Source organism: Kribbella sp. CA-253562 (assembly GCF_050942265.1).
Taxonomy (GTDB): Bacteria; Actinomycetota; Actinomycetes; order Propionibacteriales; family Kribbellaceae; genus Kribbella.
In genome coordinates this window covers 4,950,729-4,976,945 of the sequence record NZ_CP192049.1, presented here as the reverse complement: position 1 = coordinate 4,976,945, position 26,217 = coordinate 4,950,729, and the positions used below count along the sequence as shown (strand labels likewise).

19 protein-coding genes are annotated in these 26,217 nt (G+C 68.9%); 14 read left to right on the top strand and 5 right to left on the bottom strand.

The window, feature by feature from the left end:
* Positions 1-7: 7 nt before the first annotated feature.
* The gene (locus tag ACQPXM_RS23450; protein WP_432936649.1) at positions 8-712 is read right to left on the bottom strand and encodes a class I SAM-dependent methyltransferase; all 705 of its coding nucleotides are present in this window, start codon (positions 710-712) and stop codon (positions 8-10) included.
* 284 nt (positions 713-996) lie between these two features.
* On the opposite strand from ACQPXM_RS23450, the gene ACQPXM_RS23445 reads away from it, so the two are divergent.
* Positions 997-2,271, top strand: a complete 1,275-nt coding sequence (locus ACQPXM_RS23445; RefSeq protein WP_432936646.1) for a hypothetical protein — start codon at positions 997-999, stop codon at positions 2,269-2,271.
* Here the strand turns inward: ACQPXM_RS23445 and ACQPXM_RS23440 are convergent.
* On the bottom strand, positions 2,190-3,173 hold the full coding sequence (locus tag ACQPXM_RS23440) for a hypothetical protein (RefSeq protein WP_432936644.1): 984 nt from the start codon (positions 3,171-3,173) through the stop codon (positions 2,190-2,192). The two genes, ACQPXM_RS23445 and ACQPXM_RS23440, sit on opposite strands and share 82 nt — an antisense overlap.
* Positions 3,174-3,339: 166 nt before the next feature.
* On the opposite strand from ACQPXM_RS23440, the gene ACQPXM_RS23435 reads away from it, so the two are divergent.
* The 6 genes from ACQPXM_RS23435 to ACQPXM_RS23410 all read left to right on the top strand — a co-directional run bounded on the left by ACQPXM_RS23435 (position 3,340) and on the right by ACQPXM_RS23410 (position 10,383).
* Positions 3,340-4,284 carry an acyl-CoA desaturase gene (locus ACQPXM_RS23435; protein ID WP_432936642.1) on the top strand — a complete coding sequence of 315 codons (945 nt, stop codon included), beginning with the start codon at positions 3,340-3,342 and terminating at the stop codon, positions 4,282-4,284.
* 77 nt (positions 4,285-4,361) lie between these two features.
* Positions 4,362-5,474, top strand: coding sequence for a WD40/YVTN/BNR-like repeat-containing protein (locus ACQPXM_RS23430; RefSeq protein ID WP_432936641.1), 1,113 nt, complete (start codon positions 4,362-4,364; stop codon positions 5,472-5,474).
* Positions 5,462-5,719, top strand: coding sequence for a hypothetical protein (locus tag ACQPXM_RS23425; protein WP_432936638.1), 258 nt, complete (start codon positions 5,462-5,464; stop codon positions 5,717-5,719). Before ACQPXM_RS23430 ends, ACQPXM_RS23425 begins: the two co-directional genes overlap by 13 nt.
* Before the next feature lie 34 nt (positions 5,720-5,753).
* Positions 5,754-8,444 (top strand): AAA family ATPase, encoded by a 2,691-nt coding sequence (locus tag ACQPXM_RS23420; RefSeq protein WP_432936636.1) that lies wholly within the window; start codon positions 5,754-5,756, stop codon positions 8,442-8,444.
* Between the two features lie 117 nt (positions 8,445-8,561).
* Positions 8,562-9,590 carry an SDR family oxidoreductase gene (locus ACQPXM_RS23415; protein WP_432936634.1) on the top strand — a complete coding sequence of 343 codons (1,029 nt, stop codon included), beginning with the start codon at positions 8,562-8,564 and terminating at the stop codon, positions 9,588-9,590.
* 55 nt (positions 9,591-9,645) lie between these two features.
* Positions 9,646-10,383 (top strand): hypothetical protein, encoded by a 738-nt coding sequence (locus ACQPXM_RS23410; protein WP_432936632.1) that lies wholly within the window; start codon positions 9,646-9,648, stop codon positions 10,381-10,383.
* Here ACQPXM_RS23410 and ACQPXM_RS23405 read toward each other — a convergent pair.
* From ACQPXM_RS23405 to ACQPXM_RS23395, 3 genes are read right to left on the bottom strand one after another with little or no spacing between them, the layout of a single operon-like run.
* Positions 10,367-12,409, bottom strand: coding sequence for a glycoside hydrolase family 36 protein (locus ACQPXM_RS23405; RefSeq protein ID WP_432936630.1), 2,043 nt, complete (start codon positions 12,407-12,409; stop codon positions 10,367-10,369). The two genes, ACQPXM_RS23410 and ACQPXM_RS23405, sit on opposite strands and share 17 nt — an antisense overlap.
* Positions 12,381-13,166, bottom strand: coding sequence for a FadR/GntR family transcriptional regulator (locus ACQPXM_RS23400; RefSeq protein ID WP_432936628.1), 786 nt, complete (start codon positions 13,164-13,166; stop codon positions 12,381-12,383). Before ACQPXM_RS23400 ends, ACQPXM_RS23405 begins: the two co-directional genes overlap by 29 nt.
* Entirely contained in the window at positions 13,163-14,482 is a 1,320-nt protein-coding gene (locus ACQPXM_RS23395) for an L-fuconate dehydratase (RefSeq protein ID WP_432936626.1), read from the bottom strand. The genes ACQPXM_RS23400 and ACQPXM_RS23395 overlap by 4 nt, the downstream gene beginning before the upstream one ends.
* A 139-nt stretch (positions 14,483-14,621) precedes the next feature.
* Between ACQPXM_RS23395 and ACQPXM_RS23390 the strand changes: the two genes are divergently transcribed.
* The 7 genes from ACQPXM_RS23390 to rph all read left to right on the top strand — a co-directional run bounded on the left by ACQPXM_RS23390 (position 14,622) and on the right by rph (position 26,215).
* The gene (locus ACQPXM_RS23390; protein WP_432936623.1) at positions 14,622-16,997 is read left to right on the top strand and encodes a glycoside hydrolase family 95 protein; all 2,376 of its coding nucleotides are present in this window, start codon (positions 14,622-14,624) and stop codon (positions 16,995-16,997) included.
* Positions 16,998-17,022: 25 nt separating this feature from the next.
* The gene (locus ACQPXM_RS23385; protein ID WP_432936621.1) at positions 17,023-18,012 is read left to right on the top strand and encodes an ABC transporter permease; all 990 of its coding nucleotides are present in this window, start codon (positions 17,023-17,025) and stop codon (positions 18,010-18,012) included.
* Positions 18,009-18,959 (top strand): carbohydrate ABC transporter permease, encoded by a 951-nt coding sequence (locus ACQPXM_RS23380; protein ID WP_432936619.1) that lies wholly within the window; start codon positions 18,009-18,011, stop codon positions 18,957-18,959. Before ACQPXM_RS23385 ends, ACQPXM_RS23380 begins: the two co-directional genes overlap by 4 nt.
* Positions 18,960-18,993: 34 nt before the next feature.
* Positions 18,994-20,682 (top strand): ABC transporter substrate-binding protein, encoded by a 1,689-nt coding sequence (locus ACQPXM_RS23375; protein WP_432936617.1) that lies wholly within the window; start codon positions 18,994-18,996, stop codon positions 20,680-20,682.
* Between the two features lie 70 nt (positions 20,683-20,752).
* On the top strand, positions 20,753-22,657 hold the full coding sequence (locus tag ACQPXM_RS23370) for a beta-L-arabinofuranosidase domain-containing protein (RefSeq protein ID WP_432936615.1): 1,905 nt from the start codon (positions 20,753-20,755) through the stop codon (positions 22,655-22,657).
* Positions 22,658-22,773: 116 nt separating this feature from the next.
* The gene (locus ACQPXM_RS23365) at positions 22,774-23,454 is read left to right on the top strand and encodes a hypothetical protein (protein WP_432936613.1); all 681 of its coding nucleotides are present in this window, start codon (positions 22,774-22,776) and stop codon (positions 23,452-23,454) included.
* 154 nt (positions 23,455-23,608) lie between these two features.
* Positions 23,609-26,215 carry a rifamycin-inactivating phosphotransferase gene (gene rph, locus ACQPXM_RS23360; protein ID WP_432936610.1) on the top strand — a complete coding sequence of 869 codons (2,607 nt, stop codon included), beginning with the start codon at positions 23,609-23,611 and terminating at the stop codon, positions 26,213-26,215.
* Positions 26,216-26,217: the final 2 nt, after the last annotated feature.

Below are 26,217 nucleotides of genomic sequence, written 5' to 3'. Positions count from 1 at the left end.
GCCCGGGTCAGCCTGGTTTGACCGCCCGCGTCGCGAAGTAGTGCGACATGTAGTCGGCGGACGCGTTGGATTGGTGCGGGGCTTCCGCGAAGCCGGTGAGGACGAACCCCGCGGCGAGTTGCCCGCCGATCTGGTCGGTGAGGGTGTGACTGTATTCCAGCGGGGCGTCCGCGCCGAACTTCGTGGCGCGTTGCTCGGCGGAGTACTGCGTGACATCGCTGTAGGGCAGCTTGTGCACGACGACCAGCTCGCCGCGCTCGTCGAGCGCCTCGTGGTCGAACAAGTACACGTCAGGGTTGAGGAAGCCCGCGAGCAGCGTTCCGCCCGGTCGCAGGACGCGGAAGCATTCACGCCACACCGGTGCCACGTCGGGTACGAACAAGTTCGAGACCGGGTGGAACACAACGTCGAACGCCGCGTCGCCGAAGGCGCTGAGGTCGCGCATGTCACCCAGGACCGTGTGCAGGTCGAGTCCGTCGCGGGCCGCCACCAGTTGGTCCTGGCCGAGCTGGCGGGGCGAGTTGTCGAACACGGTGACCCGCGCCCCTGCGGCGGCGAGGATCGGACCCTGCTGACCACCGCCGGAGGCCAGGCACAGCACGTGCTTGCCAGTCAGGTCCGTCGGCAGCCAGGAGCGGTCGACCGGCTCATGCCCGATGAGCACGATCGACCAGTCGCCCCTGCGGGCGCGCTCGACATCCTCAGCACTCACGGGCCTCGACCACTCGTTGCCCTCTTGGACCAACTTGTCCCAGGCTGCCCGATTGTGGGCCCCGGGGTCGACGACATCGTCCTGCACGATCAACTCCCTGTTCCAAGCCAAGCCGACATCAGCGGGTACCGACAGTTCGGCGCCGCCAGCCACCACGATCGCAGACGCGGGCTCAACGAGTTCGGCGGGAGCCGCGGAGCAGTACGGCCCGAGCAGGCAACTTCCGCTCTCCCACGTGCATCAAGCAGGCGAGAGTGGGGTGGTTTCCTGTGCGAACAGGTGTGGTGACCGCGGCTTTGGGGCTGCTGATGACGGTGGGGCTGGTGAGTCCGGCTCACGCGGCCGACCCGGCGCCGACCAATGTGAAGGTGGCGTGGGCCAACACCGCGCACACCCACGTCCGAGTGACCTGGGACGAGACCGGTTCGGTGCCGAACCGGGTATTCCCGCAGTACCCGGGAGGGCTCGGTTGGCTGACCCCGGTGACCGCTGCCGCGGGCAACCAAGTGGATCTGGAGGTCTCGCAGTTCGAAACGGCCTCCGTGGTCCGGATCGCGGTGTATGCCGGGGGCAACGAATCGACGAGTCCGGCTGGTGTGTCGGTTGCCTTCGACACCTTGCTGCGAGGCACTCCGGTGGTCGACTCGCTGACCGCGGCCGCGGGCAACCAGTTCACGGCGAAGTGGCACGCCGGTGCCGATCCGGTGGATCCCAATCCTGGTGATCCGCTCGACCTGCCGCCAGGACCACACCGGTTCCAGGTGTACGCGAGTCTGACGAAGGTCGTCGTCTGGGATTTGATGGTCGACGCGGGAACCGCGACGTCGGCCACGTTCACGCCGGCGCAAGCGGCGCCGATCGCCGTCAGCGTGCGTGACTACAACGAGTGGTCCGACTCGTACGCCGAGGCGGCCGTCGACGTCGACACCGAACGGTTCGGCAGCCTGGCAGTCCCGGCCGCGACGACGTACGGACAGCCGACGGTGATCACCGGGCAGCTCCAGCGGTCCACCCGCCTGTGTGGTCCCGGTCTTTGCTGGGCGGAGGACGTCGCCGAACCGTCTCGGCCGGTCGTGCTGCACGCGCGAGCCGACGCGGCCTCGCCCTGGTACGTCGTGGGCGTCGTCCAGAGCACGGCCACGGGCACCTTCCGGTTCGCGCCGGTCGCGTGGGGGACGCGGCAGTACCGGGTCGCCGTACCGGACCACTTCGTCAGCGGAAGCCTGGGGCTCGGCGTGATCAGCGGCGCCTCGACGACGCTGACCCGGCCAGGTGTCCGCGGCAGCTTCACGGACTCCACCGTGACGTACGGCCAGAGCGTGACGACCCGGGTGACGCTCGCACCGCCCGCGAACGTCCGGACCACGCTGCAACGCTGGGACGGCCAGGCCTGGCGCGATCTGAAATGGGTCTCGACCAGCAACGGCGTCGGCACGTACACCTTCACCGCCACGCAGCGCGGGCGCTTCGCCTACCGCTACCTGGTCCCAGCGTTCTCGTACGGCGGTCGCCCGCTCAGCTGGCAGGTGTCGGCGAACTTCGTCCTGACCACCAGCTGATCACGAGCTGTGCACAGGATCATCGCGCCCAGGAGGCCGGCCACCACCTGGGCGGCGATGATCGAGCCGAACCATGCACCACCGGCCGCGTCGAACGGCGTACCGGGGGCGAGTACGAGGGTGAGTTGGTAGCCGCCGGAGCAGGACATCGCGCCGGTGCCGAGCCCAGCGGCCGTCAGTGGCACCCAGACCCGGGCCGATCGTGGCCGGTGGTGGACGAGGACGATCAGTCCGAGCAGTCCTGCGAGCGCCAAGCTTGCGGAGGAGAAGTCCAACGCCCGCTGAGCAGTGCTCCGGCCAGGGCCCACCTCGCTGGCCAGCCCGGTCGGTCCGCCGAAGGCCCAGAACAGGCGGGCAGCAACAACCAGCACGACCAGCACACCAAGGGCAGCGATCAGTCGCACCTGGAGTTTGCTCGGTGACTGCGTGGCGTCGAGGCGGGCGCGGAAGACGTGTTCCCAGCGGGCCCGGACATGCAGGAAGAACGCGACCGCCAGCCCGGCGGCCTGCAGGCTGAATCCCGCGTAGACGACGCCGTACACCCAGCCCTCCAGACCGTCGATGGGGTTGTCAGCCGCCGAACTGTTCCCGGCGAGGAAGCCGAAGGGCGCCGCGAGCGTCACCGGCGCGAGCAGCCCTCCGGCCACCCACAGCGGGAACAGCACCAGCCACGCTGGCAGCCGTCGTCCCCACCGGTGAACCAGAGCCACCGCGAGCACCGCGCCGACCACCTCCATCACGGCGGTGATCAGGTTGCCCACGACAAACGGCGCGGTCCGCATCAGTCCGGGTTGGACGACACCGAGGTCGCCGCCCAGAAGCCAGGCGGTCTTGAGCGAGAGGTACGGCACCATCGCGGCCACGGTGAGATAGCCGGCGGCGCGGCCTGTCGAACTTGTCACGCCCTCCAGTGTTGTTGCCCCGGTCGCCGATCGCTTCCCTCGCACGAGTGATGTCTTTCCCCCGTACGAGGGAACGTCGCACGGCGGCCGAGTGAGCCGGTGCGAGTAAACCCGCGGGCGCTGGGGCACCTATTGAGTACCGCCGCCAGCATCCCGGGAGTGGACAGTGACATCAGCACCAGAGATCGACGAAGCGCCGCCGGAGGAGTTCCAAGCCACCGGCGGCAGGCTCGAGCGCGGGTTGATCTGGGTTTTCATCGTCGTGCCCACGCTCGCGCTGCTGCCCGGGATCTACGTCGCGTGGGGCGGGTGGATCGGCTGGCGTGACGTCGTGCTACTGGTCGTGTTCTACGTGCTCACCACCACCGGGATCGGCGTCGGCTATCACCGCGGCTTCACGCACGGCTCCTTCAAGCCCAAGCGCGGGCTGAAGGTGGCCCTGGCCGTCGCCGGCAGTATGGCGCTCGAAGGACCGGTGATCCGCTGGGTCGCCGACCACCGCAAGCACCACAAGTTCTCCGACCGGGACGGCGACCCGCATTCGCCGTGGCGTTACGGCACCAACGCCTGGGCGGTGACCAAAGGCTTCGTTTTCGCCCATGTCGGCTGGGTGCTGTGGGGCAAGGACCGCGCCGATCCGAAGCACTACGCACCGGACCTGCTGAAGGACCGCGACGTGGCGGCGATCTCGCGGCAGTTCCGGGTCTGGGCGGCGATCTCGTTGCTCGCGCCCGCGGTGATCGGTGGCCTGTGGGACCGGTCGTGGCACGGTGCCGCCACCGGGTTCTTCTGGGGCACGCTGGTCCGGATCGCCCTGATGCACCACGTGACGTTCTCGATCAACTCGATCTGTCATGTCACCGGTGGCAAACCGTTCGCGTCCCGCGACCGGGCCGGAAACGTGTGGTGGCTGGCGATCTTGAGCCAGGGCGAGTCGTGGCACAACCTGCACCACGCCGACCCCACCTGCGCGCGGCACGGCGTCCTGAAAGGCCAGGTCGACATCAACGCCCGGCTGATCAAATGGTTCGAACGCTTCGGCTGGGCGTACGACGTCCGATGGCCGAACCGCGAACGCCTCGACAAGAAGCGCACCCCCGAAACCGCGTGACCGGGCGGCCGAGTCCGTAGTCGTTGTCCTTGTCAGGACCTCACCAGCGGCCTAGCCTGAGCCAGGGCGGTGCTGCGATGACCAGGCAAGACCTCGAACGGAACCTGAGCGACTGCGGCACAGCAGGCGTCCGGGTGTTGGTCGGAACCCGGAAGGGTCTGTTCCTGCTCGCCGGAGATCACCAGCGCCGCGAGTGGCGAATCGCCGGTCCGCTGCTCGAAGGGTGGGCGGTGTACCACGCGACCGTCGACCCACGCGACGGCACCTGCTACGCGGCGGCGAACCACATCGTCTACGGCCCCACCGTCCAGCGATCCATCGACGGCGGCCAGGAATGGCATCGCTCGACGCTGATCCCCTTGCCGGCGACATCGAAGTTGACGCTCAACGCGGTGTGGCACATCGAACCAGGCCGTCCCGAGGAGCCGGAGACGCTCTATCTCGGCGGAGACCCCGGGGTGCTGCTGACCTCACTGGACGGTGGACACAGCTGGCGGGCCAACGAAGGCCTCCTCAACCACCCGACGCGCGACCAGTGGGCTCCGGGTGCTGGCGGGATGTGTTGCCACTCCATTCAGCTCGACCCGGGCGACCCCGACCGGATGTACGTCGCCATCTCCGCCGCCGGCACGTTCCGGACCGACGACGGCGGCGCCAGTTGGATGCCGCTGAACAAGAACGTCGAGATCGACATGCTGGCCGAGCTCTATCCCGAGGTCGGGCAGTGCGTGCACAAACTGCTCGTGCACCCGAGTCGGCCCGAGCGGTTGTGGCAGCAGAGCCACTGTGGCGTCTACCGCTCAGACGACAGCGCGGAGTCGTGGGAGCGGGTCGACGGCAACGGCTTGCCGAGCGTGTTCGGCTTCCCGATCATGCTGGATCCCGCCGACCCGGACGTGGCGCTGGTGATCCCGGAGAAGGGCTACGAGTACCACTCCACCTCGGACGCCAGGCTGGGCGTCTACCGCACCGACGACGCGGGCCGGTCCTGGTCGCTGTTCTCCGACGGCCTGCCGGCCGCGGCCTGGACGGCGGTGCTTCGCGAGGCCTCGGCCTCCGACGCCGAGTCGTACTACTTCGGCACGCAGAGTGGTTCTGTCTTCGCGCTCACCGGCGACAACCAGTGGGTCGAGGCCGTCCGGCATCTTCCCCCGATTCTGTCCGTGGAGGTCGTCCCATGGCCGTCGTAGTCCTGCCCAGCCTGCTCGGCGCGCAGGCCGGGGGACAGCGGCGCTTCGAGCTGGACGCCGCGACCGTCGGCCAGGCGCTGCGGGCGCTGCCGGTCGCCGACCTCATCCTCGACGACGCGGGAGACATCAACCGCTACCTCAACGTGTACGTCGGCGGGACCGACGCGCGCGAGCGCGGTGGACTCGCGTGTCCGCTGGTGGACGCCGACGAAGTGCGGATCGTCGCGATGATTTCGGGCGGCTAGTTTGCTGCGCGGGCGCGGCGAGGAGTGTGCCCGGTTGGATCACCTGCTCGCCGAGGGCCGAGCGGGCCGAAGCGCTGTGCTGGTGGTCCGAGGCGAACCCGGAGTGGGCAAGACCGCCCTGATCGAGTACGCCGGCGCGCAGGCCGAGGGCTGGAAGATCGTCCGCGCGGCCGGCGTGGAGTCCGAGATGGAGCTCCCGTACGCCGGCCTCCAGCAGCTGTGTGCCTCGCTGCTGACCGGCGCCGATCGGCTTCCCGCGCCGCAGCACCACGCCCTGTCCACAGCATTCGGCCTGAGCGCCGGAGACCGGCCTGACCGGTTCCTCGTCGGACTCGCGGTGCTCACCTTGCTGTCGAACGTCGCGGAGAAGGCGCCGCTGCTGTGTCTCGTCGACGACGTCCAGTGGCTCGACGACTCGTCGGTGCAGGTTCTCGCGTTCGTGGCACGGCGCCTGAAGGCCGAGTCGGTCGTGCTGCTGTTCTCCGAGCGCGACACGGCCGACCTCGACGAGCTGGCTCAGCTCCCGGCGTTGCTGCTGCCGGGGCTGGCGGACACGCCGGCGCGGGAGGTGCTCGCCTCGGTGATCACCGGACCCCTCGACGAGCGTGTCCGTGACCGCATCCTCGACGAGTCGCGCGGCAACCCGCTGGCACTGCTCGAGTCGCCGAACCTCGCCGGCGGGTTCGGCCTGCCGAGCGGGCCCACCGTGGCCGGCCGGCTGGAGCGCGGATTCGGTGCGCGGGTCGGCCGGTTGCCCGCAGCCACCCGGCAGTTCTTGCTGCTCGCGGCGGCCGAACCGACAGGCGACCCCACGCTGCTCGTCCGCGCGGCGACCGAACTCGGCATCCCACTCACCGCGATGAACCCGGCGGAGGCCGAGGGCTTGATCGAGATCGGCGCGCGGACGGCCTTTCGGCATTCGCTGCTGCGCTCGGCCGTCTACCGGACGGCGTCCGCGGAGGAACGGCGCGGCGCGCACCGGGCGCTGGCCTCGGCCACCGATGCCACCGCCGATCCCGACCGGCGGGCGTGGCACCGCGCCCACGGAACGCTCGTGGCCGACGAGGACGTCGCCGCCGAGCTCGAGCGGTCCGCTGGACGAGCACAGGCACGCGGCGGACTCGCCGCCGCGGCCGCCTTTCTCGAGTACGCCGCCAGGCTGACGCCCGAGCCCGGCCGACGAGCGCGGCGAGCCCTCGCGGCAGCGCGGGCGAAGCAACTGTCCGGAGCGCCGGAGCCTGCCATGTCGCTGCTCGCGATCGCCGCTGCCGGTCCGCTCGACGCGTTCGACGCCGCCATGCTGCAACGCCTGTACGGCCAGGTCGCCCTCGATCTGCGCCGCGGCATCAGTGCCGTTCCGCTCTTGCTCGACGCGGCCAAGCGCCTGGAGCCGCTCGACCCCGAGCTCGCCCGGGAAACCTACGCGGAGGCGCTGCGCGCGGCGAGCATCGCCGGCCGGTTCGGCGACGGCGTACTGAAGGTTGCTGCTGAAGCGGCTCGGCTGGCTCCGCCCGCAACGGGGACTCCGCGCGCCGTGGATCTGTTGCTCGACGGGTTGGCCGTTCGCTTCACCGACGGCTACGCCGCCGGCGCCGTACCGCTGAAGCGAGCACTGCGGGCGGTGCGGGACGACGACGGTGGTGGCGGGCGCGACGTGCGCTGGCCCTGGTCGGTGCGCCGGGTCGCGCCCGATCTCTTCGACGACGAGATCTGGCATGCGATCGCGCCGCGCAATGTGCAGATCGTCCGCAGCAGCGGAGCGCTGAGCGTGCTGCCGCTGGCTCTGCACTCGTTGTCCACCTTGCGGATCTTCGGCGGCGAGCTGGACGCAGCGCAGGCGGCGCTGGAGGAAGCCGATGCGATCTGCGCCGCGACCGCGACCCCGGCGATCCTGTTCGGCTGGCTCGTGCTGGCTGGTTGGCGCGGCGACGAGGCACCGGCAGCGGCTCTGATGCGGGCCCATGAGGCCGAGGCGACGAAGCGCGAGGAGGGCGTGGTGCTCACGTTCAGCGAGTACGCGCGCGCTGTGTTGCACAACGGCAATGGCCATTACGACGAGGCGTTGAGCGCGGCCTCGAGCGCGACATCGCACGACGAGCTGCTCGCCTCGGTCTGGGCACTGCCCGAGCTGATCGAAGCAGCCGCGCGCTGCGATCGGCCCGACCTCGCGACCGACGCACTCGAGCAGCTGCTCGTCCGGACCGACGCCGCCGGTACGCCACTGGCCGCTGGCATCGCGGCCCGCTCGCAGGCGCTGCTGAGCGAGGGCAGCGAGGCCGAGAACCACTACCTGGAGGCGACAGTCCAGCTCGGGCGGACACGGAGTCACGCCGCGCTGGCGCGGACGCAACTGCTCTACGGAGAGTGGCTTCGCCGCGAGAACCGGCGGGTCGACGCCCGCGTCCAGCTCAATCATGCCTACGAGGCGCTCAGCAGGATGGGCATCGCGGCCTTCGCCGAGCGGGCCCGCCGTGAACTCGTGGCGACCGGCCAGCGGGTCCGCACCCGGACCGTGTCGGCGGAAGCGCTCACCGCCCAGGAGGCGCAGATCGCCGGTCTTGCCGTCGTCGGGCGCACGAATCCCGAGATCGGCGCCGAACTGTTCCTCAGCCCACGGACCGTTGAGTGGCACCTGCGCAAGGTGTTCATCAAACTCGGCGTGACGTCTCGCCGGCAGCTCCGGGCCGCGCGCTCCGGCAGCGGGTGGATCAGCCCGCGGATCTAGCCCGGCGCCGTAGCACCAGGGAGCAGGCCAGTTGTTTCGACGGGCGCGACCAGGGTCCGGCGCTGGCACCGTTGACCGGGGCGAGAGCCTCGATCAGCGAGTGCCTGTGGAGGCGTCATGAACATCGAAGGATCCGTCGCACTGGTCACCGGCGCGAACCGCGGTATCGGGCTCGCGTTCGTGGACGAGTTGCTGGCCCGCGGGGCGGCGAAGGTCTACGCCGCCGCCCGGGACCGCAGCACCGTGCCCGAGCAGGACCGGGTGGTCGCGGTGCAGCTCGACGTCACCGACCACGACCGGGTGGTCGCGCTGGCCGGTGAACTGCCCGATGTCGATCTGGTCATCAACAACGCCGGAATCGGACACGGTACGGCGGCCCTGGATCCGGACGCGATCACCGCGGCGCGCGCCGAGCTGGAGGCCAACTACTTCGGCCCGCTGGTGGTCAGCCGGGCGTTCGCACCGGTCCTGCGCACCAACGGCGGCGGCGCGATCGTGAACATGCTGTCGATGCTCTCGTTCCTGACCGCGGACCACCTCGCGACGTACTCCGCGTCGAAGGCGGCCGCGTGGTCGCTGAGCAACGCACTGCGGCTGGAACTGGCCGGCCAGGGCACGGCGGTCGTCGGTGTGCACGCCGGATTCGTGGACACCGACCTGGTCGCCGCGCTCGACCTCACCAAGATCCCCGCCTCGGCCGTCGCGGTCGCCGCTTTGGAAGCGGTCGAGTCCGGTACGCCGGAGGTCCTGGTCGACGAGCCGACGCGACGCGCGAAAGCAGCCTTGTCGCGCGATCAGAAGCTCGTCTATCCCGACTCCGTCCAGGAGCCGGCCGACCGGCCCACGAAGATCGCCTTCATCTTCGACAATCCCGCCGATTCCGAGTCCTTCGAAGCCGGGTACGCCGACCTGCTCGCCCGGGCGAGCAAGCTTCCCGGCGTGCAGCGGGTCGAGGCGTCGCGGGTCTGGCCCAAGGAGGACGGCTCGCCGACCCCGGCGTACCGGCTGGTGGATCTGTACTTCACCGGCTACGGCGCCGCCAGCGACGCGGTCACGACCCCGGAAGCCGCCGAGCTCTTTCCAAGCGTGTTCGAGCTGGCGACTGGCGGCGTCCGGATCGCCTTCGCCGACGTCGAAAACTCCTGATGCCCGAATCCCGCACGACCCGCTGTCAAGCAACTCACCCGAGGACGTGAAGACCATGAACGATCTGCTCGCGCGTGTACTGGAGTCGCACGGTGGCCTGGACCAGTGGTCCCAGGTGAACCAGGTGACCGCCCAACTGTCTCTGGGTGGCCCGTTCTGGGGCTGGAAGGGCTGGCCGGAGGTGTACGCCGACCAGACCGTGCAGCTCGATCCGCGCCGCGAGTTCATCACGTTCGAGCCGTTCACCGGACCCGGCCGGATCTCGTCGCTGGAGGTCGCCGCCGGATCGCCCGAGCGGGTCGAGATCCGGGACGGCGACCGGCTGGTCGACGGACGGGACAACCCGCGGGCGACGTTCCCGGCGTACGAGAACGAGACTCCGTGGGACGCCGTCCAGGTCGCGTACTTCACCAGCGCGGCCACCTGGAACTACCTGACCGCGCCGTTCGTGTTCGCGCATCCGGAGGTGACGACGGAGGAGATCGCTCCGTGGACCGAGGCCGGGCAGACCTGGCGCCGGCTGGCGGTCAGGTTCCCGGACTCGATCGCCAACCACAACCCCGACCAGGTCTTCTACTACGACGAGACCTTCCGCCAGCGGCGGATGGACTACCAGCCCGACGTGACCGGTAGTCCGATCGCGCACTACACGCACAACCCGAAGGTGTTCGACGGCTTCCTGTTCTACACCTTGCGACTGGTGCACCTGCGCGACGACGGCAACGTCGCGAACCAGGAGTTCGCGCCGATCACCATCGACGTCGAGTCGGTCAGCGTCACCCGCGACCAGTGACGGGAGTCAGCCGGAAGACGCGGGCGGAGGGCTCGGGAATGTCGGTGGTGATGGTGAGGGAGTCGCCGGTCCGCGTGCACGTCCAGCCGGCGAGGTCGGTGGGGAAGTGGGGTTCGAGGTCCGCCTGGGGGAGCGGGAGGGTGATCGTGGACGGTCCGGGAGCGCGGTGCCAGACGGTCAGGTACGACGCGGCTGGGCCGTTGAGGCACAAGGCGATCCACTCGTCGTCCCACGCGGGAAGGCCGAGGGGCCAAGCGGGCTCGAGCGAGTCGAGGTCCTTGAGGATCGCTCGGTGGGCGGCGAGTGCGGCACGGACGAGGTCGAGCTCGGCCTCGTCCATCCGGTTGAGGTGTCCGGACAGGTAGAGCCTGCCGGGGATGCCGTTGACGAGCGCGAAGGTGAACTGCTCGCGGGTGCTGCCGCCGATCGGGTACGCCCAGTGGCCGGCCTGCTCCGGGAGTACGGCGGCGGGTGCCGCGGCCGTGATCGGTGCGTAGAGCAACGGATGCTCCTGGTCCGACGTCGACTGGAGATGCAGACGGGACAGCATCGCGTAGTCCATTCGCATCGCGCCGGAGGCACAGTTCTCGATCAGCAGCTCCGGATGCCGAGCCTGGACGTCGTCCAGCCAGTCGAGCAGCGCGCGGTTGTGCTCCAGCAGTCCGTGGCCGAGCGAGGTCCCGCCCTTGTCGGTGCCCGGGCCGGTCATCGTGTTGTTGTCGAACTTGAAGAACCCGACGCCGAACTCGCGGACCAAGCGGTCGACCGTGGCGTCGAGGTGCTCGCGGGCCGCCGCGTTGCGCAGGTCGAGCAGGTACCGCCCGGACTCGGCCACGCGGATGCCGCGGCGGGTGAGGAAGGCGTCGTCCGGCAGGTCCTGGGCGACAGGGGAGCGGACTCCGATCACTTCGGGCTCGAGCCAGAGGCCGGGCACCATGCCCCGCGAGTGGATCCTCTCCAGGACTTCGGCCAGCCCGTTCGGGAAGCGGGTCGTCGACGGGCGCCAGGCGCCGACGGTGTTCCACCAGTCGCCCTCGGCGTACCAGCCGGCGTCGATGCAGAAGTAGTCCGCGCCGACGTCCGCGGCGGCGTCGATCAACGGCAGGAGCTTGTCGGTGGTCGGATCACCCAGCAGGGTGTTCATGTAGTCGTTGAAGATCACCGGCATTCGGTCGTCGATCGGCCGACGGCGTCGTACGGCGCGGCGCTGGCGGGTGAGCGCCGCGAACACACTGTCCCGGTCCGACCCGGCCACCAGCGAGACCGGCACGGTGGTGAACGGCCTGTCGGCGGTGACCTCGGCACTCCACTGGTGCTCCTGATCGGTCGGCCCGCTCAGCAGCAGGTAACCGCCGCGCCTGGTCTCGCCGAGCTCGTAGTGCCACGGCCCGTTGTGCTCGATCTGCCAGCCGAGCGCGGACGGCGTCTCCCGGTCGACCAGTACGCCGACCGGCAGCCATTCGCCGCTGGACCACGAGCCGACGCTGGTCACTGCGTGCCGACTCCTCGCGACGTGCCGATGTCCCTCGCTGACGATCGACGCCAGCGCCTCGGCGCGCAACGATCGGACCGACCATCGGCTTTCGGCCATCCAGCTGTTCGCCGCGCAGTGCAGGTCGGCGTCGACCGACGCGAGGCCGACGACCAGCGACGACAAGAAGGTGAGCTCGAGCGCGCCGGGACCCGTCATCGACGCTTCGGACCAGGCCCGCACGCCGGCGCCGGCCTCGAAGACGCTGACGACGCGTAGCCCTGTCTCGGCGTCCTCCTGGACGATGCGCAGCGTTGCCTCGGACTCGTCGTGGCTCACATACCGCAACCGCGCTCCGAGCACGGTGTCGACATGCCGGTAGGTACTCGGCGCGAGGCCGTGACCGACGGCAGAGGCCTCGACCAGCGGCTGACCAAGATCAGGATCAGCGGTCCCGGGGTCGGCGCCGCAGTGTACGGCGACCAACCGCACCGGGCCGTCGTCGAGGGTGAAGGTCAGGGACAGGTCAGGAGTGCTCCAGCGCAGTGAGTTCATCCACCGGTTCCGTTTCGGGGTCGGGTGCACGTCGTTGGGTCTCGAGCAGGTAGTCCTCCACCGTGAACAGGTGGGCCGCCATCCGGGTGCGGGCCCGATCCGGATCGTGGGTGGTGAGTGCGGCCAGGATCGAGAGGTGTTCGCGGTGAGCGGTCTCGTCGGCGCCGGGCTGGGTGATCGAGCGTCGCAGCCGGTCGCGCATCGTGCGTCCACCGAGCGCGTTGATCAGCGCCGCCAGGACGGGATTGCGGGCCGCGTCGGCGATGATCGCGTGGAAGGCGATGTCGTTCTCGATCACGGCTTCGTGGTTCGGGTCCGCCCGGCGCAGTTCGGCCTCGTTGAGGCGCAGCAGCTCGGCGGCCGCGTCGAGCTCGGCCGGCCCGATCTGCCGCGCCGCGGAGGCGGCGGCCTCGGTCTCCAGCATCCGCCGGACGGCGTGCAGGTGGTGCGTGCCGGTGCCGTCCTGCAGGTCGACGACGAAGCCCATCGGGGCCAGCAGCATCGACGGGTCCAGCGTGGTGACGTAGGTGCCGTCACCTTGCCGGGTCTCCAGGACGCCCATCATCGACAGCGCGCGAACCCCTTCGCGCAGGGCGTTCCGGGACACGCCCAGCGCCGCCGCGAGCTCCTTCTCGATCGGCAGCCGGTCGCCCGAGCGCAGCCGGCCGTCGATGATCATCTGCCGGACGCTCTGCACCACGACGTCGGTCTGCGAGACGCCGGGTTTGCGCGCCCTCTCGGCCGGCTTGGCGGTCACGGGAGCGGATCCCGTTCCGCGCGCTCAGCCCAGTAGGTGCCGCCCGGAAACCGGTAGGTCTGAAGTGACTGCCTGTGCATCTCGGCACTGTAGCCCGGCGCGGTCGGCAGCACGTATGCACCGTCGCGGACCACACACGGATCGACGAAGTGCTCGTGCAGGTGGTCGACGTACTCGGTGACCCGGCGGTCGAGGCTGCCGGACACCGCGACGTAGTCGAAGACCGCGAGGTGCTGGACCAGCTCGCACAGGCCCACCCCGCCGGCGTGCGGGCAGACCGGTACGTCGAACGACGCGGCGAGCAGGTAGACCGCGAGCACCTCGTTGACGCTGCCGAGACGGGCCGCATCGAGCTGGCAGTAGTCGATGGCGCCCGCCTGGAACAACTGCTTGAACAGCACGCGGTTCATCCCGTGCTCGCCGGTGGCGACACCGATGGGTGCGATGGCCTTGCGGATCGCGGCGTGGCCGAGGATGTCGTCCGGGCTGGTCGGCTCCTCGATCCACAACGGCTCGAACTCGGCCAGCGCCTTCACCCACTCGATCGCCTCCGGCACGTCCCACACCTGGTTCGCGTCGATCATCAGGTGGCCGTCGGGGCCCAGGACCTCGCGCGCGATCCCGCACCGCCGGATGTCGTCGTCCAGAACGGCGCCCACCTTGAGCTTGACGTGTTTGTAGCCCGCGGCAACGGCTTCCTCGGACAGCCTGCGCAGCTTGTCGTCGGAGTACCCGAGCCAGCCCGCCGAGGTGGTGTAGCAGGGATAGCCGGACTCCGCGAGCTCTTCGATTCGTTGCTTTCGGCCCCCAAGTTGGCGGTCGAGCAGGGTGACGGCCTGCTCGGGCGTCAGTACGTCGCTCAGGTAGCGCAGATCCGCGGCGTCGACCAGCTCCTCCGGTGACATGTCGGACAGCATCCGCCACAGCGGTACGCCGGCCCGCCGGGCGGCGAGGTCCCAGACTGCGTTCATCACCGCGGCCAGGGCGAGGTGGATGATCCCCTTGTCCGGGCCGAGCCATCGCAGCTGGCTGTCCGACTGCAGTTCCCGGTAGGTCCCGCCGAGGTTTTCGCACAGTTCGTCGACGTCCCGGCCGATCAAGGGGCGTGCGCGTTGCACGGCCGCGGCCACGCACAGGTCGTTACCGCGTCCGATCGTGAAGGTGAAGCCGTGCCCGGACAGCGCCGGGTCGTCGGTGTGCAGGACGACGTAGGCCGCCGAGTGATCGCCGTCCTTGTTCATCGCGTCGGATCCGTCGCTGTTCAGCGAGGTGGGGAAGCGGACGTCAACGACCTCGACCGAGGTGATGTGTGGCATGGCGGGCCCTCAGCTCAGTAATAGATGGGATCTTTGCTCAATCCAAGTGTCGTTCAGTATGGACCAAGGAGAGACCGAGCGCTACGATCCGGGAAAATCATGGGATCAATACCTCGTCGCCAAGACGGAGGGTTTCGGTATGGGCAACCTGGTGAGCTCGGACCGCGTCGGCACGCAGCGGTTGTGGTACGACCGGCCTGCGGCCTCGTGGCTGGAAGCGCTGCCGCTCGGCAACGGCCGGATCGGCGCGATGTGTTTCGGCGGCGTCGGCAGCGATCGGATCGGACTGAACGACGAAACGCTGTGGTCGGGCGGCCCGGAGACGGCGCGGTTGCTCGCGACTCCGCTCGGTGCGACCGGCGGTGAGGCTGTGCAGGCGGTACGGGACGCGATGCGGGCGGGTGACCTGCGCAGGGCGCACGAGTTGGCCCGCGGATTCCACTCCGGCTACTGCCAGGCCTATCTGCCGCTGGGCGATCTGCTGCTGGAGACGCGCATAGATGGCGTCGTGCCGGCGGCCGGTGACGTCACGTCGTACCGGCGCGAACTGGATCTCGACGCCGCGGTGGCCTGGTCGCAGTACGAGGTCGGGGGAGTGGTGATCCGGCAGGAGACGTTCGTCAGCGCGCCGGACGGCGTACTGGTTCATCGGACGACCGCGTCGGAGCCCGTACTGGGACTGACGTGCAGGCTCGCCTCGCAGTTGCAGTCGCGGCCTCGAGCAGTGGAGGGCGGACTCGGTTTGTTGCTGCAGGCGCCGGCGGACGTCGCGCCACCGCACCGCGACGTACCGGAGCCGGTCCGGTACTCCGACGGTGCCGATCGGGGGATGGCGGCCGCGGTCGCTCTGCGGGTGACCAGCGATGGCGAACTCGGGGCGAGCGAGTCCGAGCTGGTCGTCGACGGGGCCAGCGAAGTCACGGTGCTGCTGTCGACGGCGACCGGGTACGACGGTCCGTTCGCGGCGCCGACGCGGACCGCCGAAGAGTGCCTGCTCGCCGCGGACCAGGTCGTGCTCGCGTCCATCGACCGCGACTACGGCGTACTCGAAGCTGCTCACCAAGAGGACCACCGGCGGCTGTTCCGTCGCGGCTCGCTCGAGCTGGCCGGGCCGGCGGAGCTGTCGGAGCTGCCGACCGATCAGCGGGTCGCGCGAGCGGTCGACGCCGAGGATCCCGCCTTGGCCGCGCTGGTGTTCAACTACGGCCGCTACCTGATGGTCGCGAGCTCGCGGCCCGGCGGTCTGCCGACCACGTTGCAGGGCATCTGGAACGACATCCTGCGGCCGCCGTGGAGTTCGAACTTCACGATCAACATCAACACCGAGATGAACTACTGGCCGGCCGAGACCACCAACTTGTCGCAGTGTCACGAGCCGCTGCTGCGGTACATCGGCGAGCTCGCGCAGGCCGGTCGCCAGACCGCTCGCGAGCGCTACGGGTGCGGTGGCTGGACCGCGCACCACAACGCCGACGCCTGGTGCTGGTCGCTCCCGGTCGAGGGAGACCCGCGTTGGTCGAACTGGCCGATGGCCGGTGCCTGGCTGAGCCGCCACCTGTGGGACCACTACGCGTTCACCGGCGATCTGGAGTTCCTCGGCCGGTCGTGGCGGACGCTGCGCGGAGCGGCCGAGTTCTGCCTGGACTGGCTGGTCGAGCTGCCCGACGGCAGCCTCGGTACGGCGCCGTCGACGTCGCCGGAGAACGACTACATCGCCCCGGACGGCCGGCCCGCTTCGGTCACCGAGTCGGCCACGATGGACCTGGCGCTCATCGCCGACCTCTTCCAGCGGGTCGAGCAGGCCGCGGAGCTGCTCGACGTCGTCGATCCACTCGTCGCCGAGCTGTCCACTGCCCGCAAACGGTTGCCTGATCCTCCGATCGGTGCCCGCGGACAACTCCAGGAGTGGGCCGCTGACCTGCCGGAGGAGGACCCGCACCACCGTCACATGTCCCACCTGATCGGACTTCACCCCGGCGACGCGATCACGCCCGATGGAACACCGGACCTGGCCGCCGCGGCCACCCGGACGCTGGACCTGCGAGGGGACGAGGCCACGGGCTGGTCGCTGGCGTGGAAAATCAACCTGCGCGCACGGTTGCGCGATGCCGAAGCGGCTCACCGACTGGTCAAGGTGTTCCTCAGACCCGCCGACGACTCCGCGACCGGCCGGCCCGGCAGTGGCGCGGGCGTGTACCCGAACCTGTTCTGCGCCCACCCGCCGTTCCAGATCGATGGCAACTTCGGCGCGACCGCGGGCATCGCGGAGATGTTGCTGCAGAGCCACACCGGGGAGATCGAGCTGCTGCCCGCGCTGCCGGTGCAGTGGCCGAGCGGCCGGGTGACCGGTCTGCGGGCGCGCGGAGGCGTCACCGTCGACCTCACCTGGTCGCCGTACGGCGTCGAGGCGGTGCTGACGGCCGATCGGGACCAGGAACGCGTGGTACGCCGCGGCGACGACCGGGTGACGGTCCGGCTGACCGCGGATGCCGGGCACCGGGTGAGTTCGACGTGACCGCCGGCACGGACGAGGAGATCTGATGGCTACCCTGACCACTGTCCGGCCCCCGGCCGGCGAGGAACCGGTCCGGCCGCGGCGACGGCGCCGGGAACGCCCGGGCATCAAAGGGCTGCGGCGCAGCTTCCAGCGGCACTGGACGCTCTACCTGCTGATGGTCGTACCGCTGATCTGGTTCGGCGTCTTCAAGTACATCCCGATGGCGAACGCCGTGCTGGCGTTCAAGAACTTCAACGTGACCAAGGGCATCTGGGGCAGCCCGTGGATCGGCTGGAGGAACTTCGAGCTGTTCTTCCAGAACCCGGTGTTCTGGACTCTGGTGAAGAACACCTTCCTGCTCTCGGTCTACACGGTGGCGGCGAGTTTCCCGATCGCGATCATCCTGGCGCTGGCGCTGAACGAGATCCGCAACGGCCTGTTCAAGCGGAGCGTGCAGCTGGTGACGTACGCGCCGTACTTCATCTCGACCGTTGTGGTCGTGTCGATGACGATCCTGGTGCTGTCGCCGCGGCTCGGCATCGTCAACGAGGGCCTGGGATTCTTCGGGGTGCCGGCGATCGACTTCCTCGGGGAGCCGGACTACTTCCGCCACATCTACGTCTGGTCCGACGTCTGGCAGACCACCGGGTACTCCGCGGTCATCTACCTGGCCGCGCTGGCCGGGATCGATCCCGCCCTGCACGAGTCGGCCCGGATCGACGGTGCCAGCCGGCTGCAGCGGATCCGGCACGTCGACCTGCCGGGCATCATGCCGACGGCGGTGATCATCCTTGTGCTTGCTGTCGGCAACATCATGGCGATCGGCTTCGAGAAGGCCTTCCTGTTCCAGAATCCACTCAACCTGAGCCAGTCGGAAATCATCGCGACCTACGTCTACAAGACGGGTCTGCTGAACGCGGACTTCAGCATGGCCACCGCGGTCGGGCTCTTCAACTCGGTGATCAACCTTGTCCTGCTGCTGGCGGTCAACGTCGTGGCCAAGCGGATCACCGGAAACGGACTATGGTCATGAGCGCTCGCAGTGGGACCACGACGGTGCTGGGCAAGAGGGCCGAGCGCCGCGCGGAGCGGGCTCGCCGGATCCGCGAGCCGCGCACGGACCGCATCTTCCTGTTCTGTGTCTATCTGCTGCTGACGGTGTTCCTGGTGGTGGTCCTGGCACCGCTGCTGTACATCCTGGCGAGCTCGTTCAGCAGCCCTGAGGCGGTGTCGTCCGGCCGGGTGCTGTTCTGGCCGGTGGAGTTCTCGCTGCGCGGGTACCACGCGGTGTTCCAGAACCCGCAGATCGTCCAGGGGTACCTGAACTCGTTGTTCTACACCGTCGCCGGCACGATCGTCAGCGTCACGATGACGCTCGCGATCGCCTACCCGATGTCGCGCCGGACGCTGGTCGGCCGCAACGTGGTGATGACCGCGATCCTGTTCACGATGCTGTTCACCGGCGGCCTGATCCCGACGTACCTGGTGGTCCAGTCGGCCGGCCTGCTCGACACCCGGTGGGCGCTGATCATCCCCCAGGCGATCGGCGTCTGGCAGGTCATCATCGCCCGGACCTACCTGCGGACCACGATTCCCGACGAACTGGTCGAGGCCGCCCAGCTCGACGGCTGCGGCGATCTGCGGTTCCTGTGGTCGGTGGTGATCCCGCTGGCCAAACCGATGATCGCGGTGGTCGCGCTGATGTACGCGATCATGCAGTGGAACTCCTACTTCGACGCCCTGATCTACCTGAAGAGCCCGGATCTGTTCCCGCTGCAGCTCGTCCTGCGCAACATCCTGATCCTCAACACGACCGGCGGCGGGGCCGTCGACGCGTCTGTTGTCCTGCAGCGCCAGCAACTGGCCGATCTGCTCAAGTACTCGCTGATCGTCGTGGCCAGCGTGCCGGTGCTGCTCATCTATCCGTTCGTCGCGCGCTACTTCACCAAGGGAATCATGATCGGCGCCGTGAAGGGCTGATCCTCCGCATCACCTCGACCCCTGTGAGGGACTTATGTCTGTACAGCTCAGAAAGCCCAGGTATGCCGCGATCGCCGGCGTGACCGCCCTGGCCCTTGTACTCGCGGCCTGTAGCGGTGGCGACTCCGAGGACCCACAGAGCAAGCCGCTGCCGACCATCACCGGGAATCCCGCGGTCACCCTCGATGTGTTCGCACCGCAGTCGGCCGATACGAACCTGGCGACCAACGATTTCACCAAGCTGGTGAAGCAGAAGCTCAACATCACCGTCAAGTGGCAGACCACCACGTACGACGGCGGCCCCGCCAAGGAAAAGCGGCAGATCTCGCTGGCCAGCGGCGACTATCCCGATCTGTACCTGCTCATCCCCTGGGTCGACCAGTTCTCGACGGCGGACCTGCTGAAGCTGGGAAATCAGGGTGTCGTCGTACCGCTGAACCAGCTGATCGACCAGTACGCGCCGAACATCAAGAAGGCGCTGGACTCCACGCCGGAGTGGAAGGCGATGGCGACCGCGCCGGACGGAAAGATCTACGGGATGCCGCAGTGGGTGGACTGCTTCCACTGTTCGTACCCGAACAAGCTGTGGATGAACTCGGCGTGGCTGAAGAAGCTGGGGCTCGAGCAGCCGAAGACCACCGAGGACCTGCGCAAGGTGCTCCAGGCGTTCAAGACCCAGGACCCGAACGGCAACGGCAAGGCCGACGAGATCCCGCTCAGCGCGAACGTCCGCGACAGCCTCCTCCCGTATCTCATGAACGCCTTCATCTACGACCCACAAGGGCAGAACAACAGTGGCGGCAACAACACCACACTGGTTCTCAACGACGGCAAGGTCGACCTCCAGGCGAACAAGGACGGCTGGCGCGAAGGCCTGCGGTACATCAACTCGCTCTACAAAGAAGGCCTGATCGACAAAGGCGCCTTCACGCAGAACCCGGACGCGATGCAGCAGCAGGGCAACCACGGCGGCTCGGTCATTCTCGGCGCGGGCACCGTCATGCACTCGGGCATCTTCGTCACCGTCGGTTCGGCCGACGGGCGGGACAAGCAGTACAACGCGGTACCGCCGCTGACCGGTCCGAGTGGCGCGAACTACGCCAGCTACGTCTTCCCGAGCATTCCCGGCGCCACGTTCGTCCTGACGTCGAAGGCCACACCGGAGGAGCAGATCCAGGCGATCAAGATGCTCGACTACATCTTCACCGACGAGGGCCAGCGGAACGGGCAGTTCGGTTCCGAGGGCAAGGCCTGGACCAAGCCCGGTCCTGGTGACGTGGCGCTCGACAAGTCGCTGACGCCGAGCTTCAAGCAGATTCCGCTGAAGCCCGGTTCGAAGCCGCGGAACTCCGGGTGGGGCGCGCTGGCGCAGTACAACAACACCGCGAAGTTCCGGAACTCCGAGGTGATCGACACCGACATCCAGTCGCAGCCTGGGTATGAGCGCAAGCTGTTCGAGGCCACCAAGCTGTACGCCGGCAAGGAGGACAAGGCGCAGATCTACCCGTTCTGGAAGGTGTGGATCGACCCGTCGCTGGCCAGTGAGGTGGCGACTCTGCAGACCAACCTCGAGAACTACATCCAGCAGAACTCCCTGCAGTTCGTCACCGGCTCGAAGAACATCGACAGCGACTGGGACGCCTACGTCAAGGGCCTCGAGGGCCTCGGCCTCCAGCGCTACCTCGAGATCCAGCAGACGGCGTACGACAAGGTACCGAAGTAGTCGCGTCCGGGACCGGCCGAATCCCGGCCGGTCCCGGACAGCGCGAGGGTCGATCGGAGCATGAGTGCTGGTGAACGAGTCCGTCGCGGGCCGGCTGCGTACCGTGCGGGAGACGGGTGGACGAACGACCCTGACCGAGGGGCCGGTCAAGGACCGCTGGTTGCTGAACACGCGCTACCTGCGCAGCCTTGATCCGGACAATCTCCTGCGTCCGTACCGGGCCCAAGCGGGGCTGTGGAGCTACTCCGGGTCGTGGGGCACCACAGTGGGCGCCACGTCGCCCGACGGTCCGGAGTCCTGGCACTGGGGTTGGGAGTCGATCACTTCCGATCTGCGTGGTCATGTGCTCGGTCATTGGTTGTCCGCCGCGGCACGGGTCGGCCTGCACGACCGCGAGGTGGCGGCGCGGGCTGCCGTGGTGGTCGGTGAACTGGCAGCCTGCCAGCGTGCCAACGGCGGGCGCTGGGTGGGATCCGTCGCTCCCGCGTCCTTCGAGCGCCTGGTCGCCGGCGGCCAGGTGTGGGCGCCGCACTACGTCGTTCACAAGACGTTGATGGGGCTGCTCGACCAGTACCGGATCGCGGGCAACGAGGAGGCCCTCGCGATCGCGTCGGCGTTCGCCGAGTGGTTTCACGAGTGGACCGCCCGACTGTCCCGGGAGCAACTGGACGACGTGCTCGACCGGGAGACCGGTGGCATGCTCGAGAGCTGGGCCGACCTGCTCGCGTACACCGGCGACGAGCGCGCCGCGGACCTGATCGAACGGTACGACCGACGACGATTCTTCGAGCCGCTGCTGGCCGGCGTCGACGTACTGACCAACAAGCACGCCAACACCCACGTCGCCGAGGTTCTCGGCGCCGCACGGCTGTGGGAGGTCACCGGGCAGGCGCGATGGCGGGACATCGTCGAGGCGTTCTGGGAGTCGGCGGTGGACGCGCGGGGAACCTATTGCACGGGTGGCAGCAGTTGCGGTGAGGTCTGGCAACCGGCGGGACGGCAGTCGGCCCGTCTGCACGCGGTCCAGGAGCACTGCCTGGTGTACAACCTGATGCGGCTCGCCGCGACGCTGTTCCGGTGGACCGGCGAGCAGCGCTATGCCGACCACTGGGAACGGAACCTGGTCAACGGGATCTGGGCCCAGCAGCACCCGGACACCGGCATGCCGGCGTACTTCCTGCCGCTCGAACCTGGCAGCCGCAAACAGTGGGGACGGCCGACGCAGGACTTCTGGTGCTGTCACGGCACGCTGCTGCAGGCGCACGCGTCGGTCGACGAGGCCGCTGTCCACGTCGACGAGGCCGGGATCTCGATCAGCCAGTACGTCGAATCGACTGTCGCGTGGCCGGACCTGTTCGGTGGCCGGGTCGAACTGACGATCGCCACGGACACCGATCACGGTGTCGCGCTCGGGCAGCGGCAGACCTGGCACGGTGCGGCCGGAATCCAGGAACTCGCCGCCCGGCCGTTGCCGCCCCGGCGCCCCGACCAACGCGTTTACGTCGTCGGCGTACGGTGCGAGCGGCCGACCGCCTTCGAGCTCCGGCTGAGGCTGCCGCTGTGGTGCGCCGGATCGCCGGACGTGGAGATCGACGGGAAGAGCTGCCGGGGCGAGGCCCTGGACGGCTGGATCGTGTTGTCGCAGGTGTGGAGCGGCCAACAGATCCGGCTGACGATCCCGTCGGGGCTGAGCACGGTGGCGCTGCCCGATCGGCCGGACCACGTGGCGGTGCTCGACGGCCCCATCGTCCTGGCCGGCCTGACCGACGTGGAGACGACGCTGTCCGGCGACCCGGCTGACCCGTCGTCGTTCCTGACACCTGATCGCGAACGGCACCACAGCTGGTGGCGGACCGGCACCTACCGAACCGTCGGTCAGTCCACCGCCCTGCGGTTCGTACCGCTCGCCGAGATCCGTGACGAGCGATACGGCGTGTATTTCCCGGTCCGGCGCCCTGGTCGATCGCAGCGGTGATGGGGGCCGAAAGCAAAGGCAAGGAGAGTCTTCTCCCGGCTGTTACCGGCGTATGGTCTGAGCTGGGTCGTCGGTGAACGGCTCCCACAGGGTCGACGCGAACAGGGGGAGAGCGGATGAGGCAGCAGCCGCCGGGGCGGCCGCCGGTGTCGATGGACGGTGTCGACGTCAGTGGTAGCCCGCATGTGCAGTTCCTGGTCACCGAGCACTGGAGTCTGCTGGCCACCCGCAGCATGACGTGGAGCGAGATCTTCAGCCGGACCGGCACGTATCTGACCGTGCTGTCGGCGGCGGTCATCGCGCTGTCGCTGGTGGCGAACGCGACCGGTTTCGGCTCGGGGTTCCAGACGTTCGCGATGCTGATCCTGCCGGTGGTGCTGCTGATCGGGCTGGGCACGTTCTTCCGGCTGATCGAGGCGGACGTCGAGGACGCCTGGCTGGTGATCGGGATGAACCGGCTGCGGCACGCCTACATCGAGCTGGCGCCGGAGCTGGAGCCGTACTTCGTGGCGAGTCATCACGACGACAAGCCCGGCCTGATGCAGACCTACGCCTTTCGCAACCGGGTCGGCGTCACGCACTGGCTGTCGGGGTCGCCGCTCATCGTCGGTGTGGTCGACGCGGTCGTCACCGGCGTACTGGCCGCGGTGGTCGGTCAGGCGATGGGCGCGGGGCACACGGCGCGAACGGTGATCGGTGTCGTCGCCGCTGTGGTCGCGGCGGTGGTGCTCGGGACCCTGGGCTACCGCAAGGTCCACCACGTCAGCCGGGACTACCAGGCGGTTTTCCCCCGGTGAGCCACGACGCACGGCAGGAGCCCGACAGCAGAATGCAGGGAGACGGATCTCCCTGCATTTACAGGTTATAGCGTACTGGTGGGCTTGCGGCAAGGCCCGGGTGGTGGCGCACAATCGTCGATCGATGCCATCACCTGTGGAATGGGGACCCTGCGTGTACGTACTGACTCTGAACGAGATCGACCGGTCGTCAGCGGCTGTTGCCGGGGGCAAGGGTGCGCACCTGGGCGAGTTGTCGCGGATCGAGGGCGTTCGCGTTCCGGCGGGGTTCTGCGTGACGACGGAGGCGTTCCGGCGGACGCTGGCCGACGCGCCGTCGATCGACGACCGGCTGGCCGCGCTGTCGCGGCTGACCGCGGACGACCGGGACGGGATCCGCATCCTCAGCGCGGAGATCCGTCAGGCCATCGAAGCGATGGCGGTTCCCGGCGAGCTGGCGGCGGCGGTGACCGACGCGGTCGGGCGTTTCGGCGAGCACGCGGCGTACGCCGTGCGGTCCAGTGCGACGGCGGAGGACCTGCCGACGGCGTCGTTCGCGGGCCAGCAGGACACGTACCTCAACATCGTGGGCCCGACGGCGATCCTCCAGCACATCGGCCGCTGCTGGGCCTCGCTGTTCACCGAGCGAGCCGTGACCTACCGGCTGCGGAACGGCTTCGACCACCGCAAGATCCACATGGCCGTCGTCGTGCAGCAGATGGTGTTCTCGCAAGCGGCCGGCATCCTGTTCACGGCCGATCCCGTCTCGGGCAACCGGAAGGTCGCCACCGTGGACGCCGGCTTCGGCCTCGGTGAGGCACTGGTCTCCGGTCTGGTGAACCCCGACGTGTTCACGGTGCGCGACGGCGAAGTCGTCGCGAGGACGATCGCTGCCAAGCAGCTCGCCGTCCAGGCGCGGCCGACCGGCGGGACCCAGGAGGTGGCGATCGACCCGGAGCGGCAGGAGCAGCCCGCACTGACCGACGAGCAGGTCGTCCGGCTCGTGCGGCTCGGTCGGCGGATCGAGGCGCACTTCGGCCGCCCCCAGGACATCGAGTGGTGTCTGGTCGACGACGACTTCCAGATCGTCCAGAGCCGGCCGATCACGACGCTGTTCCCCGTCCCGCAGACCGGTGACCAGGGCAACCAGGTCTTCTTGTCCGTCGGCCACCAGCAGATGATGACCGACGCGATGAGGCCCCTCGGCGTCTCGATGTGGCAGCTGACGGCGATGGCGCCGATGTACGAGGCCGCCGGGCGGCTGTTCGTCGACGCGACCGCGCGGCTGGCTTCGGCGGCGGTCCGCCCCGGATTCCTCGATCTCGTCGGACGCGCCGATCCGCTGATCCGGGACGCTCTGGAAACGGTGCTGGACCGCGGCGACTTCATCACGCCCGTGCCCGACGCGGCGCCCGCCGGACCGCCGGCCGGCGGCGCGTCCGCGCCGGCGCCGATCGAGACCGATCCGGCGATTGTCACCGAGCTGGTCGAGCGCAGTCGGGCCACCACCGACGCGTTACGGGACGCCATCGCACCGTTGACCGGACCGGCGCTGTTCGACTTCTTGCTGGAGGCTTTCCAGGAGCACAAACGAATCCTCGGCGATCCGGTGAGCATGCAGGCGATCATGGCCGGGATGGACGCCACCTGGTGGCTCAACGACCACCTGCAGGAGTGGCTGGGGGAGAAGAACGCGGCTGACACGCTGACGCTGTCCGCGCCGCACAACATCACGTCGGAAATGGGCCTGGACCTGCTCGACGTCGCCGACGCGATCCGCCCGTTTCCGGAGGTGCTGGCGTTCCTCCAGGGCGTCGACAACGACGATTTCCTGGACGAGCTGCCGAAGTACGAGGGCGGAGCCGCGGCGCGTGACGCGATCCAGGCCTACCTCGACCGGTACGGCATGCGCTGCGCCGGCGAGATCGACATCACCCGGCCGCGGTGGAGCGAAAGCCCGTCCACGCTCGTGCCGCTGATCCTCGACAACGTCAAGCTCTTCGAGCCGGGAGCCGCCCAGCAGCGGTTCGAGCAGGGTCGGCAGAAGGCGCTGGCGTTCCGGCAGGACGTGCTGGAACGCCTGCGGGCCCTGCCGGACGGGGAGCAGAAGGCCGCCGAGACCGAACGGATGATCGACCGGGTCCGGACCTTCATCGGCTATCGCGAGTACCCGAAGTACAACCTGATCAGCCGGTACTTCGTCTACAAGCAGGCCCTGCTGGGAGAGGCCGAGCGCCTCGTGCGGGCAGGTGTGCTTCCGGACCAGGAGGACATCTTCTACCTCACCTTCCAGGAGCTGCACGAGGTCGTGCGCACCCACGAGGTGGATGGCCACCTCGTCCAGGAACGCAAGGACGCGTTCCGCTCCTACCAGTCGCTCACGCCGCCCCGCGTGCTCACCTCCGACGGCGAGGCGATCAACGGCGCGTACCGGCGCGACGACGTACCGGCCGGTGCGCTGGTCGGTCTGCCGGTGTCGGCCGGAACCATCGAGGGCAGAGCCCGCGTCATCCTCGACCTCGCGAAGGCCGACCTGGAACCGGGCGACATCCTGGTCACGGCCTTCACCGATCCGAGCTGGTCGCCCCTGTTCGTCGGCATCACGGGGCTGGTGACGGAGGTGGGCGGCCTGATGACCCATGGCGCGGTCATCGCCCGCGAGTACGGCCTGCCGGCCGTCGTGGGCGTGGACCAGGCCACTCGGCTGATCCAGGACGGCCAGCGGATCCGCGTCCACGGCACCGATGGGTACGTCGAGCTCCTGGAGAGCCCAGTGGCATGAGA

Bases quoted from the DNA above. Each gene is read 5' to 3' on its own strand.
- ACQPXM_RS23430 (WP_432936641.1), top strand. From the start codon at position 4,362: ATGACCAGGCAAGACCTCGAACGGAACCTGAGCGACTGCGGCACAGCA.
- ACQPXM_RS23425 (WP_432936638.1), top strand. From the start codon at position 5,462: ATGGCCGTCGTAGTCCTGCCCAGCCTGCTCGGCGCGCAGGCCGGGGGA.
- ACQPXM_RS23415 (WP_432936634.1), top strand. From the start codon at position 8,562: ATGAACATCGAAGGATCCGTCGCACTGGTCACCGGCGCGAACCGCGGT.
- ACQPXM_RS23410 (WP_432936632.1), top strand. From the start codon at position 9,646: ATGAACGATCTGCTCGCGCGTGTACTGGAGTCGCACGGTGGCCTGGAC.
- ACQPXM_RS23405 (WP_432936630.1), bottom strand. From the start codon at position 12,409: ATGAACTCACTGCGCTGGAGCACTCCTGACCTGTCCCTGACCTTCACC.
- ACQPXM_RS23395 (WP_432936626.1), bottom strand. From the start codon at position 14,482: ATGCCACACATCACCTCGGTCGAGGTCGTTGACGTCCGCTTCCCCACC.
- ACQPXM_RS23390 (WP_432936623.1), top strand. From the start codon at position 14,622: ATGGGCAACCTGGTGAGCTCGGACCGCGTCGGCACGCAGCGGTTGTGG.
- ACQPXM_RS23385 (WP_432936621.1), top strand. From the start codon at position 17,023: ATGGCTACCCTGACCACTGTCCGGCCCCCGGCCGGCGAGGAACCGGTC.
- ACQPXM_RS23380 (WP_432936619.1), top strand. From the start codon at position 18,009: ATGAGCGCTCGCAGTGGGACCACGACGGTGCTGGGCAAGAGGGCCGAG.
- ACQPXM_RS23375 (WP_432936617.1), top strand. From the start codon at position 18,994: ATGTCTGTACAGCTCAGAAAGCCCAGGTATGCCGCGATCGCCGGCGTG.
- ACQPXM_RS23365 (WP_432936613.1), top strand. From the start codon at position 22,774: ATGAGGCAGCAGCCGCCGGGGCGGCCGCCGGTGTCGATGGACGGTGTC.